General features: G+C 67.1%; 23 protein-coding genes and 1 pseudogene. 11 read left to right on the top strand and 13 right to left on the bottom strand.

Going from position 1 to position 24,753, the window contains the following annotated elements; translation table 11 throughout:
* The first annotated feature begins 349 nt into the window (after positions 1 to 349).
* Both G6N48_RS02665 and G6N48_RS02660 read left to right on the top strand, forming a co-directional pair.
* Positions 350 to 1,573 (top strand): sodium-dependent bicarbonate transport family permease, encoded by a 1,224-nt coding sequence (locus G6N48_RS02665; RefSeq protein ID WP_085267241.1) that lies wholly within the window; start codon positions 350 to 352, stop codon positions 1,571 to 1,573.
* A 203-nt stretch (positions 1,574 to 1,776) separates the two neighbouring features.
* Positions 1,777 to 3,015 carry a sodium-dependent bicarbonate transport family permease gene (locus tag G6N48_RS02660; RefSeq protein ID WP_085267240.1) on the top strand — a complete coding sequence of 413 codons (1,239 nt, stop codon included), beginning with the start codon at positions 1,777 to 1,779 and terminating at the stop codon, positions 3,013 to 3,015.
* Positions 3,016 to 3,028: 13 nt separating this feature from the next.
* On the opposite strand, the gene hemW is transcribed toward G6N48_RS02660, so the two are convergent.
* A complete protein-coding gene (gene hemW / locus G6N48_RS02655; protein ID WP_085267239.1) occupies positions 3,029 to 4,201 on the bottom strand; it encodes a radical SAM family heme chaperone HemW in 1,173 nt (390 codons plus the stop codon).
* Positions 4,202 to 4,206: 5 nt separating this feature from the next.
* Between hemW and G6N48_RS28870 the strand changes: the two genes are divergently transcribed.
* From G6N48_RS28870 to G6N48_RS02645, 3 genes are all read left to right on the top strand, one after another.
* On the top strand, positions 4,207 to 4,395 hold the full coding sequence (locus G6N48_RS28870) for an Ms4527A family Cys-rich leader peptide (protein ID WP_372511369.1): 189 nt from the start codon (positions 4,207 to 4,209) through the stop codon (positions 4,393 to 4,395).
* Between the two features lie 111 nt (positions 4,396 to 4,506).
* On the top strand, positions 4,507 to 6,174 hold the full coding sequence (locus G6N48_RS02650) for a nitrite/sulfite reductase (protein ID WP_085267238.1): 1,668 nt from the start codon (positions 4,507 to 4,509) through the stop codon (positions 6,172 to 6,174).
* Positions 6,164 to 6,913 (top strand): phosphoadenylyl-sulfate reductase, encoded by a 750-nt coding sequence (locus tag G6N48_RS02645; protein ID WP_139825577.1) that lies wholly within the window; start codon positions 6,164 to 6,166, stop codon positions 6,911 to 6,913. The genes G6N48_RS02650 and G6N48_RS02645 overlap by 11 nt, the downstream gene beginning before the upstream one ends.
* Positions 6,914 to 6,956: 43 nt before the next feature.
* On the opposite strand, the gene G6N48_RS02640 is transcribed toward G6N48_RS02645, so the two are convergent.
* The 5 genes from G6N48_RS02640 to G6N48_RS02620 all read right to left on the bottom strand — a co-directional run bounded on the left by G6N48_RS02640 (position 6,957) and on the right by G6N48_RS02620 (position 11,285).
* Positions 6,957 to 8,039, bottom strand: a complete 1,083-nt coding sequence (locus tag G6N48_RS02640) for a sulfate/molybdate ABC transporter ATP-binding protein (protein WP_085267236.1) — start codon at positions 8,037 to 8,039, stop codon at positions 6,957 to 6,959.
* 15 nt (positions 8,040 to 8,054) lie between these two features.
* Positions 8,055 to 8,873, bottom strand: a complete 819-nt coding sequence (gene cysW / locus G6N48_RS02635; RefSeq protein WP_085267235.1) for a sulfate ABC transporter permease subunit CysW — start codon at positions 8,871 to 8,873, stop codon at positions 8,055 to 8,057.
* On the bottom strand, positions 8,870 to 9,754 hold the full coding sequence (cysT, locus tag G6N48_RS02630; RefSeq protein ID WP_085267234.1) for a sulfate ABC transporter permease subunit CysT: 885 nt from the start codon (positions 9,752 to 9,754) through the stop codon (positions 8,870 to 8,872). The genes cysW and cysT overlap by 4 nt, the downstream gene beginning before the upstream one ends.
* Positions 9,751 to 10,788, bottom strand: coding sequence for a sulfate ABC transporter substrate-binding protein (locus G6N48_RS02625; protein ID WP_085267233.1), 1,038 nt, complete (start codon positions 10,786 to 10,788; stop codon positions 9,751 to 9,753). The genes cysT and G6N48_RS02625 overlap by 4 nt, the downstream gene beginning before the upstream one ends.
* Positions 10,789 to 11,090: 302 nt before the next feature.
* Positions 11,091 to 11,285, bottom strand: a complete 195-nt coding sequence (locus tag G6N48_RS02620) for a hypothetical protein (protein WP_085267253.1) — start codon at positions 11,283 to 11,285, stop codon at positions 11,091 to 11,093.
* Positions 11,286 to 11,339: 54 nt separating this feature from the next.
* On the opposite strand from G6N48_RS02620, the gene G6N48_RS02615 reads away from it, so the two are divergent.
* Entirely contained in the window at positions 11,340 to 12,563 is a 1,224-nt protein-coding gene (locus G6N48_RS02615; protein ID WP_264051094.1) for an FAD-dependent oxidoreductase, read from the top strand.
* 104 nt (positions 12,564 to 12,667) lie between these two features.
* Positions 12,668 to 14,692, top strand: coding sequence for a glycoside hydrolase family 15 protein (locus G6N48_RS02610; protein WP_085267231.1), 2,025 nt, complete (start codon positions 12,668 to 12,670; stop codon positions 14,690 to 14,692).
* Between the two features lie 31 nt (positions 14,693 to 14,723).
* Here G6N48_RS02610 and G6N48_RS02605 read toward each other — a convergent pair whose 3' ends face one another.
* Both G6N48_RS02605 and lepA read right to left on the bottom strand, forming a co-directional pair.
* Positions 14,724 to 15,494, bottom strand: coding sequence for a sensor domain-containing protein (locus tag G6N48_RS02605; protein ID WP_264051093.1), 771 nt, complete (start codon positions 15,492 to 15,494; stop codon positions 14,724 to 14,726).
* A 17-nt stretch (positions 15,495 to 15,511) separates the two neighbouring features.
* Positions 15,512 to 17,519, bottom strand: a pseudogene (lepA, locus tag G6N48_RS02600) (translation elongation factor 4).
* Between lepA and G6N48_RS02595 the strand changes: the two are divergent.
* Entirely contained in the window at positions 17,501 to 18,100 is a 600-nt protein-coding gene (locus G6N48_RS02595) for a type II toxin-antitoxin system PemK/MazF family toxin (protein WP_085267230.1), read from the top strand. The pseudogene lepA and the gene G6N48_RS02595 overlap by 19 nt on opposite strands.
* Positions 18,101 to 18,124: 24 nt before the next feature.
* Here G6N48_RS02595 and G6N48_RS02590 read toward each other — a convergent pair whose 3' ends face one another.
* Positions 18,125 to 18,553: a CBS domain-containing protein gene (locus G6N48_RS02590; RefSeq protein ID WP_085267229.1), complete on the bottom strand. Its 429-nt coding sequence runs from the start codon at positions 18,551 to 18,553 to the stop codon at positions 18,125 to 18,127.
* Positions 18,554 to 18,706: 153 nt separating this feature from the next.
* Here G6N48_RS02590 and G6N48_RS02585 point away from each other — a divergent pair, with 153 nt between their 5' ends.
* Positions 18,707 to 19,549 (top strand): ribonuclease Z, encoded by an 843-nt coding sequence (locus G6N48_RS02585; RefSeq protein WP_085267250.1) that lies wholly within the window; start codon positions 18,707 to 18,709, stop codon positions 19,547 to 19,549.
* Here G6N48_RS02585 and G6N48_RS02580 read toward each other — a convergent pair.
* Positions 19,533 to 20,132, bottom strand: coding sequence for a hypothetical protein (locus G6N48_RS02580; protein WP_372511375.1), 600 nt, complete (start codon positions 20,130 to 20,132; stop codon positions 19,533 to 19,535). The two genes, G6N48_RS02585 and G6N48_RS02580, sit on opposite strands and share 17 nt — an antisense overlap.
* A gap of 214 nt (positions 20,133 to 20,346) precedes the next feature.
* Between G6N48_RS02580 and G6N48_RS02575 the strand changes: the two genes are divergently transcribed.
* Positions 20,347 to 20,907 carry a MarR family winged helix-turn-helix transcriptional regulator gene (locus G6N48_RS02575; protein ID WP_232066517.1) on the top strand — a complete coding sequence of 187 codons (561 nt, stop codon included), beginning with the start codon at positions 20,347 to 20,349 and terminating at the stop codon, positions 20,905 to 20,907.
* Here the strand turns inward: G6N48_RS02575 and G6N48_RS02570 are convergent.
* From G6N48_RS02570 to G6N48_RS02560, 3 genes are read right to left on the bottom strand one after another with little or no spacing between them, the layout of a single operon-like run.
* Positions 20,847 to 21,686 carry a transglutaminase family protein gene (locus tag G6N48_RS02570; protein ID WP_085267227.1) on the bottom strand — a complete coding sequence of 280 codons (840 nt, stop codon included), beginning with the start codon at positions 21,684 to 21,686 and terminating at the stop codon, positions 20,847 to 20,849. The genes G6N48_RS02575 and G6N48_RS02570 overlap by 61 nt on opposite strands.
* Positions 21,686 to 22,663 (bottom strand): alpha-E domain-containing protein, encoded by a 978-nt coding sequence (locus G6N48_RS02565; RefSeq protein WP_085267226.1) that lies wholly within the window; start codon positions 22,661 to 22,663, stop codon positions 21,686 to 21,688. The genes G6N48_RS02570 and G6N48_RS02565 overlap by 1 nt, the downstream gene beginning before the upstream one ends.
* Positions 22,663 to 24,333, bottom strand: coding sequence for a circularly permuted type 2 ATP-grasp protein (locus G6N48_RS02560; RefSeq protein WP_085267225.1), 1,671 nt, complete (start codon positions 24,331 to 24,333; stop codon positions 22,663 to 22,665). The genes G6N48_RS02565 and G6N48_RS02560 overlap by 1 nt, the downstream gene beginning before the upstream one ends.
* A gap of 156 nt (positions 24,334 to 24,489) precedes the next feature.
* On the opposite strand from G6N48_RS02560, the gene rpsT reads away from it, so the two are divergent.
* Positions 24,490 to 24,750 carry a 30S ribosomal protein S20 gene (gene rpsT / locus G6N48_RS02555; RefSeq protein ID WP_085267224.1) on the top strand — a complete coding sequence of 87 codons (261 nt, stop codon included), beginning with the start codon at positions 24,490 to 24,492 and terminating at the stop codon, positions 24,748 to 24,750.
* Positions 24,751 to 24,753 lie beyond the last annotated feature (3 nt).

Below are 24,753 nucleotides of genomic sequence, written 5' to 3'. Positions count from 1 at the left end.
GGACCGCGAGGAACCGCGAACGGAACGCGCGGTGAGCGAATTAGCCGACCGTCAAACCGCCAGGTGCCGTTTTCCCAGCAAATGCACAGCACATTCATACCCAACTCACGCCCTTCGGCCGCTGCGAGAGTATGGCGGATCAGGCGCTGGACACCGCCTCGACCTGCGGCGATAACCGCGAGTATCAGTTCGGGGCCGGGTAAGTTGCCCAAGCCGCGCCGCGCCCGTGTCGAGTGGCGGTTTGACAGCCGCGGGGCTAAATTTTGCTCGGTTATCGGGAAGTTCGTGGTTGCCCCGCTTACGGACGGTGCTTCCTCCGACCACCACGTCACGTCGAGAGAGGCGCCTCATGCTGCAAGAGTTCTGGCATAACTTCACCCACAACTTGTTCAAGCCGCTGCTGCTCTTCTTCTACTTCGGGTTCCTGATCCCCATCCTGAAGGTGCGGTTCGAATTCCCGTACGTGATCTACCAGGGCCTGACGATGTACCTACTGCTGGCCATCGGCTGGCACGGAGGCGAAGAACTCGCCAAGATCAGCTCGTCCGACATCGCCGTCATCGCCGGCTTCATGTTGTTGGGCTTCGTCCTGAACTTCGTGATCGGCGGCCTGGCCTATCTGTTGCTGTCCGGATTGACTTCGCTGCGCAGAATCGACCGAGCGACCGTCGCCGGCTATTACGGATCCGATTCAGCCGGGACGTTCGCCACCTGCGTGGCGGTCCTGGCCGCCGTCAACCTGGCGTTCAACGCCTACATGCCGGTGATGCTCGCCGTCATGGAGATTCCGGGCTGCCTGGTGGCGCTGTACCTGGTCGCACGGCTGCGGCATCGGGGGATGGACGCCGCGGGCAACATGGCCGACGAGCCCGGATACACCCCGGCCAAGGTCGGGGTGGGCCCAGGCACGGCGGCGAAGCCCCCGCACGGCCAGAGCCTGGAGGCCGAGAACGAGCGCGGGGTCGAGCAGGAACTGGAGCTGTCGCTGGAAAAGCTCGATCATCCCGACTGGGAGCCCAGCCCGCCCCGGCCGACGGGCAAAGTTCCGATCCTCTCGCGCGAGCTCTTCCAGGAGGTGTTCCTCAACCCCGGGCTGGTGCTGCTGATCGGCGGCATCATCATCGGCCTCGTCAGTGGGCTGCAGGGCCAGAAGGTCGTTGCCGACGACGACAAATTCTTCGTGCTGGCATTCCAGGGCGTCCTGTGTCTGTTCCTGCTCGAGATGGGCATGACCGCCTCCCGCAAGCTCAAAGACCTCCGTACCGCCGGCCCCGGTTTCATCTTCTTCGGCCTTCTGGCGCCTAATATTTTTGCGCCGCTCGGGATCATCGTCGCGCACTGCTACGCGGCCCTGACCCACGCCGACTTCAAGCCGGGCACCTACGTGCTGTTCGCGGTGCTCTGCGGTGCGGCGTCCTACATCGCGGTGCCGGCAGTTCAGCGGCTGGCGATCCCCGAGGCGAGCCCGACCCTGCCGCTGGCTGCTTCGCTGGGTCTGACGTTCTCGTACAACGTCACCATCGGTATCCCGCTCTACATCGAGATCAACCGCCTGGTCGCCCACTTCTTCTAGCAAATAGCGCCGCAACGCGGCACCGACGCCGAGCGACTTCAACCGCACGCGAGCCACCGCGTGCGGTTGAAGTCGTTAAGTGTTGGTTAAGGCGGGTTGACGGCGGTCTCCGAAGTCCTCAAGGTTTATGGGTGTTCGCACACGCCCCGCTGTAGCTCACCACCGCGTCGTTTTCCATTGGAAGAAATGACCGAGAAACGTCAATGATCCACGAGTTCCTGCAGAACTTCAGCCACAATCTGTTCAAACCGCTGCTGCTGTTTTTCTACTTCGGGTTCCTGATCCCGATCCTCAGGGTGCGGTTTGAGTTCCCCTATGTGATCTATCAAGGCCTGAGCATGTACCTGCTGGTCGCCATCGGCTGGCAGGGCGGCGAAGAACTCGCGAAAGTGAAGCCGGCCGATATCGACAACATCGCCGAGTTCGTCGCCTTGGGCCTCGTCCTGAATTTCGTGTTCGGCGGACTCACCTATGTCGTGCTGAAGTACTTGACGCCGCTGCGGCGGATCGACAGGGCAACCATCGCCGGTTATTACGGGTCCGACTCGGCGGGCACCTTCGCCACCTGCGTGGCGTTCCTGACCGGCGTCAAGATCGCGTTCGACGCGTGGATGCCGGTCGAGTTGGCCTTCATGGAGATTCCCGGCTGCCTGGTGGCGCTTTACCTGGTGGCCCGGTTGCGGCACAGGGGCATGGACGAGGCGGGTTTCATGGCCGACGAGCCGGGATATACGGCCGCGGCGAAAATCGGCCCGGGCGCGGCCGCCAGGCGAGCGGGCACGGAAAGCCTCGACGACGAAAACGCTCGCGGGGTCGAGGAGGAGCGCGAATTATCGCTGGAAAAGCTCGATCGCCCGGACTGGGAGCCCGGCCCGGGCCTGCGGCGCGCCGGGGGAAGACGGATCCCGATTTTCTCCCGCGAGATCTTGCAGGAAGTGTTTCTCAATCCCGGACTCGTCCTCCTGGTCGGCGGCATAGCCGTCGGCTTCATCGGGGCCGTACAGGGCCAGAAGGTCGTACACGACCAGAACGAGCTGTTCGTCTCGGCGTTTCAGGGTGTGCTGTGCCTGTTTCTGCTGGAGATGGGCATGACGGCCTCGCGAAAGCTGCGAGACGTCAGGCCCGCCGGCGCGGGGTTCATCCTCTTCGGCCTGCTGGCGCCGATTGTGTTCGGGGCGTTGGGAATTCTGGCCGCCTACCCCTTCGCCTACCTCACCGACACGCACTTCCAGCCCGGCACCTACGTGTTGTTCGCCGTGCTGTGTGGCTCGGCCTCCTACATCACGCTCCCGGCCGTGCAGCGGCTGGGCATTCCCGAGGCCAGCCCGACCTTGCCGCTCGCCGCGTCGCTGGGCCTGACCTTCTCGCTGATCGTCACGGTGGGGATTCCGATTTACATCGAGATCAACCATGTCGTTTCGCACTGGTTCCCCGGTGTGTGAGGATCAGTCGCCCCTAGTCAAGCAGGGCTCTGACCACCGCGTCGGCGAGCAGGCGCCCGCGCGGGGTGAGAACCAGTCGGTCGCCTTCGGGCACCAGCAGGCCGTCGGCGACGACGGTCTCGGCGCGGCCGCGTTCGTCCGGACTGAGCCGGCCCAGCGGAAGGCCTTGGCGCAGCCGAGTTTTCAGCATCACGTCTTCGGTGTGCAGTGCGTCGTCCTCGAGCTGTTCGAATCCCGCGACGGGAAGCCTCGCATCGTCGAGCAGCTCCGCATAGGCGTTGGGGTGCTTGACGTTCCACCACCGCGTCGCACCGACATAGCCGTGCGCACCGGGCCCTGCCCCCCACCACTGGCCGCCGTCCCAGTAGCCGACGTTGTGCCGGCACTCGCCGCCCGGCCGGCACCAGTTGGACACCTCGTACCAGTTCATTCCCGCATCCGTCAGCCGGGCGTCGACCAACTCGTAGCGATGCGCCAGCACGTCGTTGTCGGGTGCGGTCAGCTCGCCGAGCCGGACCCGTCTGGCCAACGCGGTGCCTTCCTCGACTGTCAGCGCGTAAGCCGAGACATGGTCAACCCCGGTGGCGACGGCCGTGTCGACCGAACGCAGCAGGTCGTCGTCGGTCTCCCCGGGAGTGCCGTAGATGAGGTCGAGGCTGACGTGGTCGAAACCGGCGGCCAGCGCCTCGCGGGCGGCGTCCGCCGACCGGTTCGGCGTGTGCACCCGGTCGAGGACGCCGAGGACACGCGGCGCCACCGACTGCATGCCCAGCGAGACCCGCGTGTAGCCGGCCGCGCGGATCGTGTCGAAGAATTCCGGCCACGTCGACTCCGGGTTGGCCTCGGTGCTCACCTCGGCGCCGGGCGCCAGGGTGAAGGTCTCGCGAACCATGTCGAGCAGGGCGGCCAGACGCGGACCCCCCAACAGCGACGGCGTGCCTCCCCCGACGAACACCGTGTCCACCGTCGGACGGCCCAGCCGCGCGGCCGCCAGTCCCAGCTCGCGGCCCAGCGCCGCCAGCCAGGCGTCCGGATTGACGCCGCCCAGTTCGGCCGGGGTGTAGGTGTTGAAGTCGCAGTAGCCGCAGCGGGTGATGCAGAAGGGAACGTGCACGTATAACCCGAACGGTCGGCCGCCGATCGGCTGCAGGTCCGGCAGGTCAACCGGCGCCTGGGCAGGGGGCATGCCACATGATCGCACGCGCGGCGACCGCGCCGGGACGACGATCCGGCCCGGCGGCCGGCCTGATGATTTGCCGGTTTGCCAGACGTGGCACAATCGGGCTCGTGGATGTCGCCCCGCCCAGCCTGCGTACTGCGCTGGTGGCGCGGCGGCACATCGATCTCAAGCGCGTTTGCAGCTGCATCTGTCTGCCCTGACGTCGCAGACGCAGCCCAACCGCATCCTCAGCCGGTCGACGGATCTGCGCCTCACAAAACCCGGTGAACTGCGCGCCAAATGCCTGAGACCTCGCAAAAGGAGGAGCCCGAATGACCACAGCCCGACCCGCGAATGCCCGCAACGAGGGCCAGTGGGCGCTGGGCAATCGCGAGCCGCTGAACGCCAATGAGGAGTTCAAGCAGGCCGGCGCCCCGCTCGACGTGCGGGAACGCATCCTGGACGTGTACGCGAAAGCGGGCTTCGACAGCATCGCGAAGGACGACCTGCGCGGACGCATGCGCTGGTGGGGCCTCTACACGCAGCGAGAGCAGGGCTACGACGGCTCCTACACCGGCGACGAGAACATCGACCTGCTCGAGGCCCGGTACTTCATGATGCGGGTGCGCTGCGACGGCGGTTCGCTGACGGCGGCCGCGCTGCGCACGCTGGGGGGCATCTCGACCGAATTCGCCCGCGACACCGCCGACATCTCCGATCGTGAGAACGTCCAGTTCCACTGGATCGAGATCGAGAACGTTCCGGAGATCTGGCGGCGGCTCGATGGCGTCGGACTGCAGACCACCGAGGCGTGTGGCGACTGCCCGCGCGTGATCCTGGGCTCCCCCCTGGCCGGTGAGTCGCTCGACGAGGTGCTGGACCCCACCTGGGCCATCGACGAGATCGTGCGCCGCTACATCGGCAAACCGGACTTCGCTGACTTGCCGCGCAAGTACAAGACCGCGATCTCCGGCCTGCAGGACGTGGTGCACGAGGTCAACGACGTCGCGTTCGTCGGGGTCAACCATCCCGGGCACGGCCCCGGCCTGGACCTGTGGGTAGGCGGCGGCCTGTCGACCAACCCGATGCTGGGCCAGCGGGTCGGGGCCTGGGTTCCGCTCACCGAGGTGCCCGAGGTGTGGGCGGCGGTCACCTCGGTGTTCCGCGACTACGGCTACCGCCGGCTGCGTTCCAAAGCCCGGCTGAAGTTCCTGGTCAGGGACTGGGGCATGGAGAAGTTCCGCGAAGTTCTCGAAACCGAGTACCTCAAACGCCGACTGATCGACGGCCCGGCACCGGATCCGGTGACGCACCCGATCGACCACGTGGGGGTGCAACGACTCAAGAACGGGCGCAACGCGGTCGGTGTCGCGCCCATCGCCGGCCGGGTCTCGGGCACCACCCTACTGGCGGTGGCCGACCTGATGGACAAGGCCGGCTCCGACCGGATCCGCTTCACGCCCCACCAGAAGCTGGTCATTCTCGACATACCCGACGACAAGCTCGACGACCTGACGGCCGGCCTCGACGAGCTGGGCCTGAAGACACGACCGTCGCACTGGCGCCGCAACCTGATGGCGTGCAGCGGCATCGAATTCTGCAAGCTGTCGTTCGCCGAGACCCGGGTGCGAGCGCAGTCCCTGGTGCCGGAGCTCGAACAACGCCTGGCCGACATCGATACCGAACTCGACGTGCCGGTCACGGTCAACATCAACGGCTGTCCTAACTCCTGCGCGCGGATACAGGTCGCCGACATCGGCTTCAAGGGCCAGATGGTCGACGACGGCGAAGGCGGATCGGTCGAAGGCTTCCAGGTTCATCTCGGCGGCAGCCTCGGCCTGGACAGCGGTTTCGGCCGAAAACTGCGCCAGCACAAGGTGACGAGCAGCGAACTCGGCGACTACATCGATCGGGTCGTGCGCAACTTTCTGGAATATCGCGGCGAGGGTGAACGTTTCGCGCAGTGGGCCATCAGGGCGGACGAGGATTATCTACGGTGATGAAGAAGTGACGAAACTGACAGAGACCGAACTGCGCAAGCTTGCGGCGCGCGGCGCCGTCGAACTGGAAGGCGCCGGAGCGGCCGACGTGTTGCGTTGGACCGATGAGCACTTCGGCGGCGTCAACGGACCCCGCGGCTGGGCCACCTGCAATTACGTGGTGGCTTCGAGTATGCAGGAAGCGGTCCTGATCGACCTGGCCGCCAAGGCGCGGCCGGGCGTGCCCGTCATCTTCCTGGACACGGGTTACCACTTCGTCGAGACCATCGGTACCCGCGACGCGATCGAATCCGTCTACGACATACACGTGCTCAACGTCGCGCCGGAACTCACTGTCACCGAGCAGGACAAGCTGTTGGGCAAGGATCTGTTCGCGCGGGACCCCGGCGAATGCTGCCGGATTCGCAAGGTCGAACCCCTGGGCAGGAGGTTGCGCGGGTATTCCGCGTGGGTGACCGGGCTGCGCCGCGCGGAATCGCCGACGCGCGCCAACGCCCAGGTGGTCAGCTTCGACGAGGCATTCAAACTCGTGAAGGTAAACCCGCTGGTGGCATGGACCGACGACGACGTCCAGAACTACATCGACGAGCACGGCGTGTTGGTCAATCCGCTTCTCTACGATGGCTATTCGTCGATCGGCTGCGCCCCGTGCACCGCAAAGCCGCTGGCCGGGGCCGATGCCCGCAGCGGGCGCTGGCAGGGGCTGTCCAAAACGGAATGCGGGTTGCACGCGTCGTAGTCTTTCGGGGGCCGCATTTGGCCCGGTTCGTCTATGCGGGGGTTTACGCAGACGTCAGCGTCGTGTTGTCCCTGTCGGCGTCGTTGCCCGCCGCCGCCGGGTCGACCGCAATCGGCGGCACCCGGGTGGCCCGGACGTACACGGTGTCGCCCTCGTGCAGTGACAGGGCCTCGGCGTCACCGCGGGTGATCTGGGCGGTGAAGGCGCCGCCGGTGGCCGCGCTGGTCAATTCCACCCGCACCTCGAAACCGAGCACCACGACGCGGTCGACGGTGGCGCGCACGACGCCGGTGGACTCCGCCGTGCCGTCGGCCGCGGCGACCGCCATGTCCGGAGTGCGACCGACCCGGATGTCGTGCGGTCGCACCAACGTGCCGTTGAGCGTGGAGACCGCACCGAGAAAGCCCATCACGAAGGCGTTGGCCGGGGCGTCGTAAACGTCGGTCGGCGACCCGACCTGCTCGATGCGGCCCTGGTTGAGCACGGCGATCCGATCGGCGACGTCGAGGGCCTCGGCCTGGTCGTGGGTGACGAGGACCGTCGTCACGTGCACCTCGTCGTGCAGGCGGCGCAGCCAGGCCCGCAGGTCCTCGCGCACCTTGGCGTCCAGCGCGCCGAACGGCTCGTCGAGCAACAACACCTCCGGATCCACCGCCAGCGCCCGGGCCAACGCCATGCGCTGGCGTTGACCACCCGAGAGCTGGTTGGGATAGCGGCTGTGAAAACCGCTGAGCCCCACCACTTCCAGCAAGTTGTCAACCTTGTCCTTCACCTCTGCCTTGGGCCGTTTGCGGATCTTGAGGCCATAGGCGACGTTGTCGCGAACGGTCATGTGCTTGAACGCCGCATAGTGCTGGAAGACGAAACCGATGCCCCGGCGCTGCGGGGGCACATGCGTCACGTCGCTTCCGTTGATGTTGACGGTGCCGCTGTCGAGTTCGTCGAGGCCCGCGATGGTGCGCAGCAGGGTCGACTTGCCCGAGCCGCTGGGGCCCAGCAACGCCGTCAGCGAACCGGACGGCACCACGAAGTCCACGTGGTCCAGGGCGACGAAATCGCCGTAGTGCTTGTAGGCGTCGCGGACGACGATCGCGTCGCCGGCGCGTTCGGTCGCTGTGTCGGTCATGGACGACTCTCCATCTCAGGCCTGCCTTGTCGCGCGCGTGCGCCGCGCGTCGAGGATCACTTGAAAGATCAGCACCAGCACGGCGACGCCCATCAGCAGCGTCGACAGCGCGTAGGCGCCGTACTCGGCGCCGCGGTTGTAGCGGTCGGAGACCAGCAGGGTCAGCGTCTGCGACTTCCCGGGAAGATTGGACGACACGATGGTCACCGCCCCGTACTCACCGAGGGTGCGCGCGACTGTCAACACGACGCCGTAGGTCAGGCCCCACCGGATCGACGGCAACGTGATCCGCCAAAACGTCTGCCACCAACCGGAGCCCAGCGTCGCCGCCGCCTCCTCCTGGTCTGTCCCCAGTTCGTGCAGCACCGGTTCGACCTCGCGCACAACGAACGGCAGGGTGACGAAGACGCTGGCCAGAACGATCCCGGGCAGGCCGAAGATGATCTTGAGACCCAGATCCTTCTCCACGAAACCGAGCGCGCCGGCCGATCCCCACAGCAGGATCAATGCCACGCCCACGATGACGGGCGAGACCGCGAAGGGCAGGTCGATGATCGCCTGCAGCACCCCCCTGCCGCGAAACCGGTTGCGGGCGAGGACCAGCGCGGTCGGAATGCCGAAGACGACGTTCAAGGGCACCACGATGGCCACCACGAGCAGCGAGAGGTCCAGCGCGGAGATCGCGGCAGGGGTGCTGACCCAGTCCACGAACTGGCCGAATCCGGGTTCGAAGGCCCGCCACAGGATCACCGACACCGGGATGACGAGCAACACGAAAAGGTAGGCCAGCGCCACGAAACGGACCAGATAGCGCACACCGGACGAAGACGTCATGAGGCCCTCTCCTCGCGCCGGGCCGCGCGGCCCCCGACGATCCGCAGCCCGAGCAGCACCACAAACGAGATCGCCAACAGCACAACGGATAAGGCGGCGGCACCGGTGCGGTCGTCGTTCTCGATCAACGTGCGAATCCATTGCGACGAGACCTCGGTCTTGCCCGGCACCGCGCCGCCGATCAGGACCACGGAACCGAACTCGCCGATGGCCCGCGAAAACGCCAGGCCCGCACCCGACGTCAGAGCAGGCAGCAGGGACGGCAACACGATGGACGTGAAAACCTTGGAGCCGCTGGCGCCCAGCGAGGCCGCCGCCTCCTCGACCTCGCGATCGAGCTCGAGGAGCACCGGCTGGACGGCGCGGACCACGAACGGCAATGTGACGAAAGCCAGGGCTACCGCCACGCCCCACGCGGTGTGCTGCAGGTGAATTCCCACCGGGCTGTTGTTGCCGTAGAGCGCCAGCATCACCAGGCTGGCGACGATGGTGGGCAACGCGAACGGCAGATCGATGATCGCGTCGACCAGCCGCTTGCCGACGAAGTCGTCGCGCACCAGCACCCACGCGAGCAGCAGCCCGAACACGATGTTGACCAGGGTGACGCCCAGGGAGATGGTCAGCGTCACCCGGAACGACTCGAGCGCGGCGTTCGACGTGACGGCAAGCCAGAAGGCGTGCCAGCCCCCGCCCGCGGCCTGCCAGGCGATGGCGGCCAGCGGCAGCAGCACGATCACCGAAAGCCACACCATCGCCACGCCGACCCGCAACGACGTGGTGCCCGGTCCCCGCGAGGGGTGCGGCTCGGCCGGCGGCTCACCGAGCGGATGGTCGAACCCGTGCGCTTGCGTCTGCGTGGGCTTCGTCGTCGGCGTGGTCATCCGGTGGCCTGGGTGTAGATCTTGGTGATGCTGCCGTTGCTCTTGTCGAACAGCTGCGGATCGACCGTCGACCAGCCGCCGAGGTCGGCGATGGTCCACAGCTTGGCAGGCGCCGGAAACTGGTTGCGGAAATCGGCCGCCACGGCCGGGTCGACCGGTCTGAAACCCGCCTGCGCCCACACTTTCTGCGCCGCGGCGGTGTACTGGAAGTTCTTGAAGGCCACAGCGGCGTCCAGGTGCGAGCTGGTGGTCACCACCGCCACCGGGTTCTCGATCTTGAAGGTCTGCGGCGGGTTGACGTGCTCCACGGGTTTGCCCGCGCGCTCCACCGCGATGGCCTCGTTCTCGTAACTGATCAACACGTCACCGCTGCCCTGCACGAAAACGTCGGTGGCCTCCCGCCCCGACCCCGGGCGTAACTTGACGTGTTCGCGCACCAACTTGCCGATGAAGTCGACGCCGGCTTGGCCTTTGGCGCCGCCTTCGCTCTTGACGGCGTACGGGGCCAGCAGATTCCACTTGGCCGACCCAGAACTCAATGGGCTGGGCGTGATGACCTCGACGCCGGGCCGCAACAGGTCGTCCCAGTCCTTGATGTTCTTGGGATTTCCCTTGCGCACCACGAGCGTGACCACCGACCCGAACGGCACGCCCCTGGTGGCGTCGGTGTTCCAATCCTTGGATACCTTGCCCGCCTTGACCAATCGGGTGATGTCCGGCTCGACCGAGAAGTTGACGACGTCGGCCGGCTTGCCGTCGACGACGCCGCGGGATTGATCACCCGAGGCCCCGTAGGAGGTGATCACCTGGACGCCCCTGCCCACGTCGGCGTCGTTGAACGCCGGAATCACCTTGCTCCAGCCCGGTTCCGGTACCGAATAGGCAACCAGGGTGATGGTGGTCTTGGCGTTGGCCGGCCCCCCGCCACCGACCACGTCGCTGGGGCCACCACCGCACGCGGCGACGACGCCGATGACCAAGGCGAGCGCGACGGCCGGCCGCCAGGGTGGCGCGCCGTCGATGTTGTTGCGCATTGGGGCCTTTCAGTGCGGACAAAAGTCAGTCCCGTCGCTGCGGAAAGGCGCCTAAAACCCGAGGAGAGTCGACAAACTCCGGACCAAACCGCGCACGCGTCGGGAGTCAGCGACAACAGCGCACGAAGAAGCGGCGCTCGACAACGCCGGGACTTCTGTGCATGGCGGGAAGCCTAACAGCATCCGGTGCCCGCCGGGCCAGTCGTGCCGGCCGGCGCTTCAGCGGGTGAGCAGCCACGCACCGATCACCAGTACCACGAGCGTGACCAGAATCAGCGTCACGTATGACCGAGGCATCCGCGCTACCCGGATGACCCGTCGGCCTCGCCCGCCCGGCGCATCAACTCGATGCCCTTGCCGAGCAGGCCGTCCAGCAACGCGGCCGTGCCGTAGGCCACCGCCAGCACGACGGGCATCACCACCATCGCCTGCAGCACGAAGGGGAGCCCGGAAAGCCACAGCTCGTTGCCGTCCCACCAGTTCAGGAACGCGTTCACCGAGCTCACACTATTAGGCCCCGTACCGGAAAACCAATGTGCCAAGATCGTGCGGTGCCTCCCGCAACCGATGAGACCGCCTGCCTGATCGCCGGCGGTGGACCGGCGGGCATGGTGCTCGGCCTGCTGCTGGCCCGCGCCGGCGTAAAAGTCACGGTGATGGAAAAGCACGCCGATTTCCTGCGCGACTTCCGGGGCGACACGGTGCACGCGAGCACCCTGCGGCTGCTGGACGAACTGGGCTTGGGATCACGCTTCGCCCTGATTCCGCATCGCCTGATCGACACCATCCACATGGAGATCCAGAACCAACAGGTGGACCTCGACCTGACCCGGCTCCCGGGCGCGCACCAGCACATCGCCCTGGTCCCGCAGTGGGATTTCCTCGAGATGATCGCCTCCGCGGCGGAGGCCGAGCCCACCTTCCGGTTGCTGCGCAACACGCAGGTGACCGGCGTCGTTCGCGACGGCGGGCGGGTCGCCGGCGTGACCTACCGCGACGCGGCGGGCGAGAACAGACAGCTGCGTGCCGCCCTCACGGTGGCCTGCGACGGCCGGGGTTCGACGGTGCGGTCGGCGGTCGGGCTGTCGCCGCACAGCTTCGGCGCCCCCATGGACGTGTGGTGGTTCCGGCTGCCTCGCCGGCCCGGCGACCCACCCGGACTGGCCGGCGTGCTGCGGGCCGGGCACGCGGTGATCGTGATCGATCGCGGCGACTACTTCCAGATCGCCTACATCATCCCCAAGGGAACCGACGCCCAGATGCGGGCGGAGGGCATCGGGGCGCTGCACCGGGCGCTGGTCGCCATGGTGCCGTGGCTCGGTGATCGCGTCGACTCCCTGACGTCGTTCGACGACGTCAAACTGCTTGACGTGCAATTGAATCGGCTCCCCCGCTGGTACGCCGACGGCGTGCTGTTGATCGGTGACGCCGCGCATGCGATGTCGCCGGTGGGCGGGATCGGCATCAACCTGGCGGTGGCCGACGCCGTGGCCGCCGCCCGCATGCTGGCCGGCCCGCTGCTCACCGGTCGCGTGTCCACGTGGCGCCTGGCGCGCGTGCAGGCACGCCGCTGGATCCCGACGGCGATGCTGCAGGCCGCGCAACGCGCGATCCACGCGCAGGTGATCGCGGCGGCGGTGGCGGGTAGCGATCACGCGCCGCGGGGTGTCCAGCTGGTGGGGCGGTCGGCGGCGCTGCGGCGACTGGTCGGGTACCTGGTCGCGATCGGCCCGCTGCCCGAGCGCGCGCCCGCATACGCCAGGCGCACCGCCTAGGTACCCGGAAACGCCCCGGAACGCCTGGGTGAGAGCAACGCCACTCGCCCGTGTCGTGGCCGAAATCGTGGACGCCGGGCCGGTCCACGGTCGATGATGTCGGGATGGTTCTGCACGACCAGCCCGATGCCGAGACTGAGGAAGCGTTCGACTCGGCAGCCGCAGCGGCCATAGCGGCGCCCATCGACTTCAGCGCGCCCGCTGCGCTTCCGGCCACCGGGGCGCTGCGCAATCCGTTCCCGCCGATCGCCGATTATGCCTTTTTGTCGGACTGGGAGACGACGTGCCTGATTTCCCCGGCGGGATCGGTGGAATGGATGTGCGTCCCCCGGCCTGACTCGCCGAGCGTGTTCGGCTCGATCCTGGACCGCAGTGCGGGCCATTTCCGGCTGGGCCCCTACGGCGTCTCGGTGCCGTCGGCCCGCCGCTACCTTCCCGGCAGCCTGATCATGGAGACCACCTGGCAGACCGCCACCGGGTGGCTGATCGTGCGGGACGCGCTGGTGATGGGGCCATGGCACGACATCGAGCGCCGGTCGCGAACGCATCGCCGCACACCGATGGACTGGGATGCCGAGCACATCCTGCTGCGCACGGTGCGCTGCGTCAGCGGCACCGTCGAACTGATGATGAGCTGCGAGCCGGCGTTCGACTACCACCGGATCGGCGCCACCTGGGAATACTCGGCCAACGCGTACGGCGAGGCCATCGCGCGGGCCAGCAAGCAACCCGACGCGCACCCGACGCTGCGGCTGACCACCAACCTGCGGATCGGGCTGGAGGGCCGCGAGGCGCGCGCCCGCACGCGCATGAGCGAGGGCGACGACGTGTTCGTCGCCCTGAGCTGGACCAAGCATCCGGCGCCGCAGACCTACGAAGAGGCCGCCGAGCGGATGTGGCGGACCACCGAGTGCTGGCGGCAGTGGATCAACATCGGGAACTTCCCCGACCACCCGTGGCGGGCATACCTGCAGCGCAGCGCGCTGACGCTGAAGGGGTTGACCTACTCCCCCACCGGCGCGCTGCTGGCGGCCAGCACCACGTCCCTTCCGGAAACCCCACGCGGCGAACGCAACTGGGACTACCGCTACGCGTGGGTTCGCGACTCCACGTTCGCGTTGTGGGGCCTCTACACGCTGGGGCTGGACCGCGAGGCCGACGACTTCTTCGCCTTCATCGCCGACGTCTCCGGCGCCAACAGCAACGAGCGCCATCCGCTGCAGGTGATGTACGGCGTCGGCGGCGAGCGCAGCCTCGTCGAAGAGGAACTGAACCACCTGTCGGGGTACGACCACGCCCGCCCGGTGCGGATCGGCAACGGCGCTTACAACCAGGACCAGCACGACATCTGGGGTTCCATCCTCGACTCGTTCTACCTGCACGCCAAGTCGCGCGAGCAGGTCCCCGAGACGTTGTGGCCGGTGCTGAAGAAGCAGGTCGAGGAGGCGATCGAGCACTGGCGCGAGCCCGACCGCGGAATTTGGGAGGTACGCGGCGAACCGCAGCACTTCACGTCGTCCAAGGTGATGTGCTGGGTGGCGCTCGACCGCGGGACGAAGCTGGCCGAGAAGCAGGGCGAGAAGAGCTACGCCCAGCAGTGGCGCGCCGTCGCCGAGGAGATCAAGGACGACATCCTGCGCCACGGTGTCGATTCCCGGGGCGTGTTCACCCAGCGTTACGGCAGCGACGCGCTGGACGCCTCGCTGTTGTTGGTGGTGCTGACCAGGTTCTTGCCCCCGGACGACCCGCGGGTGCGCAACACCGTGCTGGCCATCGCCGACGAGCTCACTCAGGACGGCCTGGTGCTGCGCTATCGCGTCGAAGAGACCGACGACGGCCTCTCCGGCGAGGAGGGCACCTTCACGATCTGCTCGTTCTGGCTGGTGTCAGCGCTCGTCGAGATCGGCGAGGTCACTAGGGCAAAGCGCCTGTGTGAGCGGCTGCTCTCCTATGCCAGCCCGCTGCACCTCTACGCCGAGGAGATCGAGCCTCGCACCGGTCGCCAGCTCGGTAACTTCCCGCAGGCCTTCACCCACCTGGCCCTGATCAACGCCGTGGTCCACGTGATTCGCGCCGAGGAGGAAGCCGACGGCTCCGGCATGTTCCAGCCCGCCAACGCGCCCATGTAGGAGGCGTCCTCGCGAAAAGGATGTCCCGCGGTCAGCTCAGCTCGTGGACTCGGTCCATTATGTTTCGCGCGACGTTCACCGCGGCGGAGTTGATTTCGTCCGGTTGTCTGGATGACCGCTTCGGCGGATTGAAGAAATCGACCTCGACTTCGATCAGGCAATTATCTCGCACACCAATCGCGCGGCCCGCCGGAATGGCTTCCCAGTCCGAGCGGGGCGTGGCCAATACGATCGAGATAGTTGCTGCCAGAACAGCAGCGGCATTTTGGACGTTCGAGATTGTGGCGTTCAGCCGCACCACGTTGTCCGGCAGGGGCTGAACCGCGCGGTCGCACTTCTGCCATTGCTGCGAGAACCGCTCGAAGAGTGCGTTCGCGTCGGCGGCGCTGGGCATGCTGACCACGCCCTCCTTGACGCTCGTCACCTCACTCGACTTGGCCACGTGCCGCCACGTCTCGAAGGCGACGTCCTTGACCGCGCCGCCCCGGTACACGCTCTGCTGCAGCATCAAGGGCACGCCCACGCAGTCGGCGGACGACGTCAGGGCGTCTCTCTGCAGCGTCTCGGCGCCCCCGAAGCGGGGCGGAAACCGCGGATCGATCACCAATTCCTGGTTGAGAATCCGCGACAGCGACGAGTCGCCGAGCAGCACTTGCCGCACCGTCTGGCCGGACACCGAGCGCGGTGCCCATCGCGGCCGCGGTAGCGCCCTGCCGGTCACGACCGCCGAGCAGCCGGCGACCAGCAGACCGATCCCCAACAGTGCTATCACCCGCGCCAAGGCGACTCGACCCGATGTCATAGCGAGTGCTCTGCCCCTTACTTCTTGCCCTTGTCCCCTGCGGCGTCGGTCGATAATGCTGCCACGAACGCTTCCTGTGGTACGTCGACACGCCCAATCGTCTTCATGCGCTTTTTGCCCTCTTTTTGCTTTTCGAGCAGTTTGCGTTTGCGGGTGATGTCACCGCCGTAACACTTCGACAGGACGTCTTTGCGAATGGCGCGGATATTCTCCCGAGCAATGATCTTCGATCCGATCGCGGCCTGCACCGGCACCTCGAATTGCTGGCGTGGAATCAATTCTTTCAGCTTGGTGGTCATTTTGTTGCCGTAAGCGAATGCAGAATCTTTGTGCACGATTGCGCTGAATGCGTCGACGGCCTCGCCCTGCAGCAAAATGTCGACCTTGACCAGTTCGGCCTCCTGCTCGCCGGCCTCCTCGTAATCGAGGCTGGAGTAGCCGCGGGTGCGCGATTTCAGCGAGTCGAAGAAATCGAAGATGATCTCGCCGAGCGGCATGGTGTACCGCAGTTCCACGCGTTCGGGAGACAGGTAGTCCATGCCTCCTAATTCTCCCCGACGCGATTGGCAGAGTTCCATAATGGTTCCTATGAATTCACTGGGAGCTATCACGGTGGTCTTCACCACCGGCTCGTAAACCGTGCGAATCTTGCCCTCCGGCCAGTCCGAAGGGTTGGTCACCGAAATCTCGGTGCCGTCCTCTTTGATCACCCGGTAGACGACATTCGGCGACGTCGAGATGAGGTCGAGGTCGAATTCCCGTTCCAGGCGCTCCCGGGTGATCTCCATGTGCAGCAGTCCGAGGAAGCCGCACCGGAACCCGAATCCCAGCGCCACCGACGTCTCCGGCTCGTAGGTCAGGGCCGCGTCGTTGAGTTGCAGCTTCTCGAGCGCGTCGCGCAGGTCCGGATAGTCCGAGCCGTCGACGGGGTACAGGCCGGAATAGACCATCGGCTTGGGTTCGCGGTACCCCGTCAGCGCCTCGGTGGCGCCGTGGCGCGCCGTCGTCACCGTGTCGCCGACCTTGGACTGGCGGACATCCTTCACGCCGGTGATCAGGTAGCCCACCTCGCCGACGCCCAGCCCCGAGCTCGGCTTCGGTTCCGGCGAGACGATGCCGACCTCGAGAAGTTCGTGGGTGGCCCCCGTCGACATCATCGCGATGCGCTCACGCGGGCGGATCTTGCCGTCCACCACGCGCACGTAGGTCACGACACCGCGGTAGATGTCGTAGACCGAGTCGAAGATCATGGCGCGCAGCGGCGCGTCCGCGTCGCCCTGCGGCGGCGGCACCAGCCGGACCACCTCGTCGAGCAGCTCGGCCACGCCCTCGCCGGTCTTGCCGGACACCCGCAGCACGTCGCCGGGCTCGCAGCCGATGATGTGGGCGATCTCGCCTGCGTAGCGGTCCGGGTCGGCCGCCGGCAGGTCGATCTTGTTGAGCACCGGGATGATGGTGAGGTCGCGGTCCAGCGCCAGGTACAGGTTGGCCAGCGTCTGCGCCTCGATGCCCTGGGCGGCGTCGACCAGCAGGACCGCGCCCTCGCAGGCTTCGAGCGCGCGCGACACCTCGTAGGTGAAGTCGACGTGGCCCGGGGTGTCGATGAGATGCAGGACGTAGTTCTGGTCTCCGACCTGCCACGGCAGCCGGACATTCTGGGCCTTGATGGTGATGCCCCGCTCGCGTTCGATGTCCATGCGGTCCAGGTATTGGGCGCGCATCGTCCGCTCGTCGACCACGCCGGTCAGCTGCAGCATGCGGTCCGCCAGCGTGGACTTGCCGTGATCGATGTGGGCGATGATGCAGAAATTCCTGATCTGCGCCGGCGCGGTGAAGGTCTGGTCGGCCAAACTGCTGATGGGAATCTCCTGGTCTGCTTCAGGTGCGAGCCGCGCCCGAAACCGCTGTGAGCGGCGATTAGTGGGTACGTCCAGCGTATCCAGGCAGCGGGCGCGGGACACAATTGGACACAGTCGCGCCCGGCGGCTCGCGTCTATGCTGCGAATATGGCGCCGGCCCGCAAATCGCAGTGGAAGACGTTCCAGCGGTTTGCCGAGAACCTGGTTCTCAACAGCGCTCCGCGACTGGCGCGGCACCTGGAGAACTCACAGACCGTCCTGCGTGAGCTGCAGCAGGCGGTGAAGATCACCGCCAACGTGATCGCCGCCACCGCGCCGCAATCCCCCGCGGTCACCGCCGGCCGGCCCGTCACGAACGCCAGCTTCCCGACCGCGCATCGCGCCCGCAAACTCGTCTACGCGCCCAACCTCGACGGTCGCGCCGATCCCGGCGAGATCGTGTGGACGTGGGTGGTCTACGAGGACGATCCCACTCGCGGCAAGGACCGGCCGGTGCTGGTCGTGGGCCGTGACCGCAGCGTCCTGCTCGGGCTGATGGTGTCCAGTCAGGAACGCCACGCCGTCGACCCGGACTGGATCGGCATCGGTGCGGGGAACTGGGACTACGAGGGCAGGAAGAGCTGGGTGCGGCTCGACCGGGTGCTGGAAGTGCCCGAGGAGGGGATCCGCCGCGAGGGCGCGATCCTGGACCGTGAGATCTTCGACGTCGTGGCCGCCCGACTGCGGGCCGACTACTCGTGGCGCTGATCGGAAGGTCTGCCCTCGCCGTGCTCAGCCTTGCGTGATGTAGGAGTGCAGCTGCGCCTGCTCGGCCTCGAGTTCCTCCATGCGGGTCTTCACCACGTCACCGATGCTGACGATGCCGATCAGCTTGTTGCCCTCCAGCACGGGCACGTGGCGCACCCGGTTCTTGGTCATCAGCAGGCTCAGGGAATCCACCGTGTCGGACTTCGTGCAGGTGGCGACGGTGGCGGTCATGATCGACGAGACCGGGCGCGACAGCACGCCGGGGCCGTGGGCGTGCAGCTGCCGGACGACGTCGCGCTCCGACACGATGCCGGCCACGCCTTCGTCGCCGACCACCACCATGGCGCCGATGTTCTGCTCGGCGAGGCCGGCCAGCAACTCCCCGACCGTCGCATCGGGGTTGATCGTCACCACCGCCGCACCCTTGTTCCGCAAGACGTCCGCAATGCGCATCGAAGCCTCCAGCCGATTGTGATCCGCTTCACACAGGCTACGGCTAACCCGGGCGGCGCAAAAGCCGTTGCCCGAAGCGTGAGCCGATCGTGTCCGTACCCCGCATCGGCGAGCCGAACCCGTCGCACGCGCGCGACTTGCGAGGATGTGGCCATGATCGAGGTCACGTTGCTCGGAACCGGAAGCCCCATCCCCGACGCCGGCCGCGCCGGGCCGGCGACCTTGGTGCGGACCGGCGCACAGGTGCTGCTGGTCGATTGCGGGCGCGGCGTGCTGCAGCGCGCGGCGGCGGCGGGCACCGGCGCGGCCGGATTGTCGGCCCTGTTGCTCACCCACCTGCACAGCGACCACATCGGCGACCTCGGGGACGTGCTGATCACGCGCTGGATCAGCGGCTTCGGCCCCGCCCCCGCGCCCCTGCCGATCATCGGACCGCCAGGCACCGCGGAGACGGTGGAGGCGACGCTGAAGGCGTTCGGCCACGACATCGGCTACCGCATCGCACACCACGCCGACCTGAACGCGCCGCCGGCCGTCGAGGTCCACGAATGCACCGAGGGCCAGGTGTGGGACCGCGACGGTGTCTGCATCCGGGTGGCCCCAACCGATCACCGGCCCGTGACGCCGACGATCGGTTTCCGCGTCGAGTCCGATGGGGCGTCGGTGGTGCTGGCCGGGGACACGGTGCCGTGCGCGGGCCTCGACGCGCTCGCGGCGGGTGCCGACGCCCTGGTGCACACCGTGATCCGCAAGGACATCCTGAGCAACATGCCGCAACAGCGGATCCGAGACGTCTGCGACTACCACTCCTCGGTCGAGGAGGCGGCGGCCACCGCCGACCGCGCGGGGGTGAGCACCCTGATCATGACGCACTATGTGCCGGCCCTCGTGCCCGGCCAGGAGGAACAGTGGCGGGCACTGGCCGCGTCGAAATTCAGCGGCCGCATCGAACTCGGCGACGATCTGCACCGCGTCGAGGTCAACGCGGGGCGGTGACCGCCGCTGGCCGCCGAATATCGTTGCGCCGCAGCGGTAAGGCGGCGCCGGCCACCACGAGCCACGTCAACGCCGAGATTCGCGCGACCGGCAATATGATGCCGAGGCGCGGCCAGATAAGAACGAAGGTCGTCAATTCGGCGAGGACGGCGATCGCGAGACCGGCCCAGGCCAACGACTTCGGCGTGAGCCGCAGAACGAGACTCGGGACCGCCATACCCGCGACCAGCAGCCCCAATGCCACGATGTGCCCCGGGCCGCCGACCAGGAACACCAGGAAGTAGAGCGCCCGGACCAGTGCGGCGTCCGCGCTGACGTCCGGTCGCGACAGGGTCCAGGCCACCAGGCCGGCCAAACCGAGCGCGCCCGCGGCCAACGTGCCCCCGGTGAGTGCGATCGTGGCCCCGGGCGCGGTGACGCCGAGTTGTCTCAACCGGGCGCCGATCGTGGCCGCGTAGATCGCCAGCGGCACCGACGACGCGAACATCGCGGTGGCTACGGTATGCACCGCAGCCGGGTGGGCGCGGACGTAGGCCACCACCGCAGGCATCGGGCCGTAGGGCAAGGGCATCACACCGCCCACGGCGACGGCGACCGCCAACCCGCCGACAAGCAGCCCGAGGCTGATGGCGGAGAGCAGCACCAGCGGCGGTCCGCCTTGCGGGCGCCTGCCGGCATCCGGCCGAGTTACATCTGTCGACGAATCATTCATGACGTGAACGATATGCCCGGGTGCGATCTCCCGCAAGCCCTGATGATTCACAGTGTGAATGTTTCACCCGCTCTATGATGGGGAGGTGGCATCAAACCGGTCCGGTGACCGCCCAGACGGCGTGGCATTCCTGTTGGCGCAACTGGGCCATCACGCCGCCACGCTCTTCGCCGAGCAGGTGGCGACCCTCGGGCTCACGCCGGCCCATGCGGGCATCCTGCGGGCCATCGCCGCCGAGCCCGGCCGCAGCCAGCAGGCGCTCAGCGCCCAACTCGGAATGTTGCCCAGCCGCGTGGTGGTCTACGTGGACGAGCTGGAGGACGGCGGCTTCCTGGAACGGCGCCGCAACCCCGGCGACCGCCGCCTGCACGCCCTGCACCTCACGACCTCCGGAAAAGGATTGCTGCGCAAGGTGTCCGGGCTTGCGCGGCAGCACGAGTTGCGGCTCACCGCCGCGCTTGACCCCGAGCAATGCGGTGTCCTGCGCGAGCTGCTCATCGCGGTTGCCAACCAGCAGGGCCTGACGCCCCACGTGCACCCCGGGTATCGCACGCTGGGGAACGCGCCCAGGGAAAGACGGGCCGGTCACGCCAGCCGGGTGACCTCCACGACCACGTCGAGGTCCGTCGCACCTTCCCCGGAGTAGATGCCCTTCAGCGGGGACACGTCGGTGTAGTCGCGGCCCACCCCCACGCTCACGTACTGCTCGGAGATTGCGCTGTCGTTGGTGGGATCAAAGCCCCACCAACCTCCGATCCACGCCTCGATCCAGGCGTGGCTACGCCCGTCGACGGTGTCCCCGATGACTGCGTCCTGCTTGGGATGTAAGTATCCCGAGACGTATTGCGCAGGAATTCCCATGCCGCGCAACAACATCAGCGATAGGTGCACGAAATCCTGGCAGACGCCCTTGCCCGCGTTCAGGGCGTCGAGCCCCGAGGAGTGCACGCTGGTGGTGCCCGGCAGGTAATCCAGCTCACCGCGCACCCACTTCGCGGCCGCGACGACGGCCTCGGCGGGCTCGTTGTTCTTCGCGATCTTCTTGGCCACCGAGGCGACCCGCTTGTTCATCGGAGTGTGCCCGGTGGGCCGCAGCAACTCGTCGTAGCGATCGATGACGGCCTCGGACCGCAGCTCCTTCCAGGCGAGCTCCTCCGCCGGCGGTTCCTGCCGCTCGGTCTCGACCACCGACGACGACGTCACCGTCAGATCGGTGTGCGGTGCGTGCAGGTCGAACGCCGTCACCGCGGTCCCCCAATAGTCGATGTACCGGTACGACCGGGTGGCCGGGATGGTCTCGACGCGGTTGAGGATGACGTTCTGCCGGCTGTTCGACCGCGGGGTGAGGCGGGCCTCGTTGTAGGAGGCGGTCACCGGGGACTGGTAGGCGTACCCGGTGGTATGCACGATCCGCAGGCGCCACATCAGGGCTCCCCCTGCCTGCTGACCAGCTGCGCGCGTTGACCGGCGTCCGACCAAGCGACCCAGGGGGTGACGTGGAAGTACTGCAGCGACAAGGCTTCTCCGACGTCGCTGCAGGTGCGTTGGAGACCCGCCAACCGGATCTCCAACTCCTCGAGCAGCACCCCGGGCTGGACGAACTCCAGTTCGCTTCGTGCCCTGCCCAGAAGTCGCTGTGCCTCGGCGGTGGCCCCGATCCGGCTCTGCCGGCTGCCCAGCAGTTCGTCGAGGTTGTGCTCGGCCAGCCGCAGCGAATAGAACACCGAACGCGGAAACAGCCTGTCCAGCAACATGAACTCGACAACCCGCGCCGCGTCCAGCACCCCGCGGTAGGTGCGCAGATAGGTGTCGTGCGCGCCCGCAGAACGCAGCAGAGTCACCCACGCCGGGGACGACGCGCTGTCCCCGACCCTCGACAGCAGCAGACGAACCGTCATGTCGACGCGCTCGATCGCCCGGCCCAGCACCATGAAGCGGTAGCCGTCGTCGCGCGACAGCGTGGAATCGGCCAGCCCGGCGAACATCGCGGCCCGGCCTTCGACATACGACAGAAACTCGTGGGGGCCAAGGCGTTTGGCGGCACGTTCCCGTTCCGGCAGCGCGTGGTAGGTGGTGTTGAGGCATTCCCAGATCTCGCTGGACGTCACTTCGCGCGCCGACTTGGCGTTCTCGCGCGCCGCGGTGATGGCATCGACGATCGAGCAGCCTCCGGAGGTGTTGGCGCCGAAGGCCACCAGATCGGTCAGCGACCAGACGTCCAGGTCGTGGTCGGGGGGGTCGATCCCGAGCACCCGCAGCAGCAGCCGCGACGCCTGGTCCGGGTCGACGCTGGAATCCTCGAGCAATTGGTGCAGCGCGACGTCGAGAATTCGCGCGGTGTCGTCGGCACGTTCGACGTAGCGGCCGATCCAGAAGAGCGCCTCCGCGTTACGTGCCAGCATCAGTGCACCGCCCTCTGCTGTTGCTGCTGCTGAAGCTGTTCGTGCTTCATGAGGTCATTCGGGAGTGCCGGGTGCGAGCCCGGCCCGTCGTCGGAGTCGGGGTCCTGCAAGTTGCCGGGCAGGGCCCGCACCACCTCGGCGGCGCCCAGCTCCCGGTCGCCGCCCGACGCGCGCGGCGCCAGCACCCAGGTGTCCTTGGACCCGCCGCCCTGGCTGGAGTTGACCACCCGCGATCCCTCCACGAGGGCCACCCGCGTCAGCCCCCCGGGCAGCACCCACACGTCGTTGCCGTCGTTGACCGCGAACGGCCGCAGGTCGACATAGCGCGGCGCCAGCGAACTGCCGATCTGCGTCGGCACGGTGGACAGTTCCATCATCGGCTGCGCGATCCAGCTGCGCGGGTCGTCGCGAATCTTCTTGGCGACGGCGTTCAGCTCCTTCTCGGAAGCGTCCGGGCCGAAGACGATGCCGTAACCGCCGGACCCCTCGACCGGCTTGAGGACCAGCTCGTCGATCCGGTCCAGCACCTCCTCGCGTTCGTCGTCGAGCCAGCAGCGCAACGTCTCCACGTTGGCCAGCAGCGGCTTCTCACCCAGGTAGTACTCGATCATGGTCGGCACGTAGGTGTAGACGAGCTTGTCGTCCCCGACGCCGTTGCCGATCGCGCTGGAGATGACGACGTTGCCGGCGCGGGCCGCGTTGACCAGCCCCGCGACCCCGAGCACCGAGTCGGCGCGGAACTGCAGCGGGTCCAGGAAGGTGTCGTCGATGCGGCGATAGATGACATCGACCTGGCGTTCGCCCTCGGTGGTGCGCATGTACACCTGGTTGTCGCGGCAGAACAGGTCGCGGCCCTCGACCAGCTCCACACCCATCTGGCGGGCCAGCAGCGAGTGCTCGAAGTAGGCCGAATTCGCCACACCGGGGGTCAGCACCACCACGGTGGGATCGGCCTCGTTGGTGGCCGCCGAGTTGCGCAGCGCCCGCAGCAGGTGCGAGGAGTAGTCGTCGACCGCACGGACCCGGTGGGTGGCGAACAGGTTGGGAAATACCCGCGCCATGGTGCGCCGATTCTCCATGACGTAGGACACGCCCGAGGGCGAGCGCAGGTTGTCCTCGAGAACCCGGAAGTTGCCGCGGTCGTCGCGGATCAGGTCGATGCCGGCGACGTGGATGCGCACGCCGTTGGGAGGCACGATCCCCACCGCCTGCCGGTGGAAGTGCTCACAGGAGCTGATCAGGCGGCGCGGGATGATGTCGTCGTTGAGGATCTCCTGGTCGCCGTAGATGTCGTCGAGGTACATCTCGAGGGCCTTGACCCGCTGGGTGATGCCGCGCTCCAGCTTGGTCCATTCGGCGGCCGAGATGACCCGCGGCACCAGGTCGAGCGGGAAGGGCCGTTCCTGACCGGACAGTGAAAAGGTGATGCCCTGGTCGATGAACGCGCGCCCGAGGGCTTCGGCGCGGGCTTTGAGCTCCGACGCGTCCGACGGGGCGAGCTCGGCGTAGATGCCTTTGTAGGGTCCGCGTACGTTGCCCTGGGCGTCGAACATCTCGTCGAAAGCCATGCGGTAGCCATCCGACGTGTTGTAACCGCCGAAGATGCGCTCGGACCGTGCAAAGGCGCGAGGAGCGTGTCCGGTTTCCTCAAGCTGGTTTGTAAGACTCACTTATCAAATGCTGCCTTAAATAGGGGTTTTCGCAGGCCACCCATTCCCATTTTGGGAGAAAACGTAACCGACTGATAACCTGAGCAGTCACTACAGTAGTCGCCGGCGCCGAAGTCGCAGCCGCAGCACTCGTCGATTCGAAGAAGGAACTCACGCGTGGCCAACATCAAGTCGCAGCAGAAGCGCAATCGCACGAATGAGCGCGCCCGCCTGCGCAACAAATCGGTGAAGTCGTCGCTTCGCACCGCCGTTCGCGCATTCCGCGAGGCCGCAGACACCGGTGACAAAGAGAAGGCCGCGGAGTTGCTGCTGTCGACCAACCGCAAGCTGGACAAGGCGGCCAGCAAGGGCGTCATCCACAAGAACCAGGCAGCCAACAAGAAGTCGGCCCTGGCCCGCGCCCTGAACAAGCTCTGAGCC

It is taken from the genome of Mycobacterium parmense, assembly GCF_010730575.1.
GTDB classification, from domain to species: Bacteria; Actinomycetota; Actinomycetes; order Mycobacteriales; family Mycobacteriaceae; genus Mycobacterium; species Mycobacterium parmense.
The sequence above is the reverse complement of the archived record's forward strand: the minus strand, read 5'-3'. Positions and strand labels throughout refer to the sequence as shown.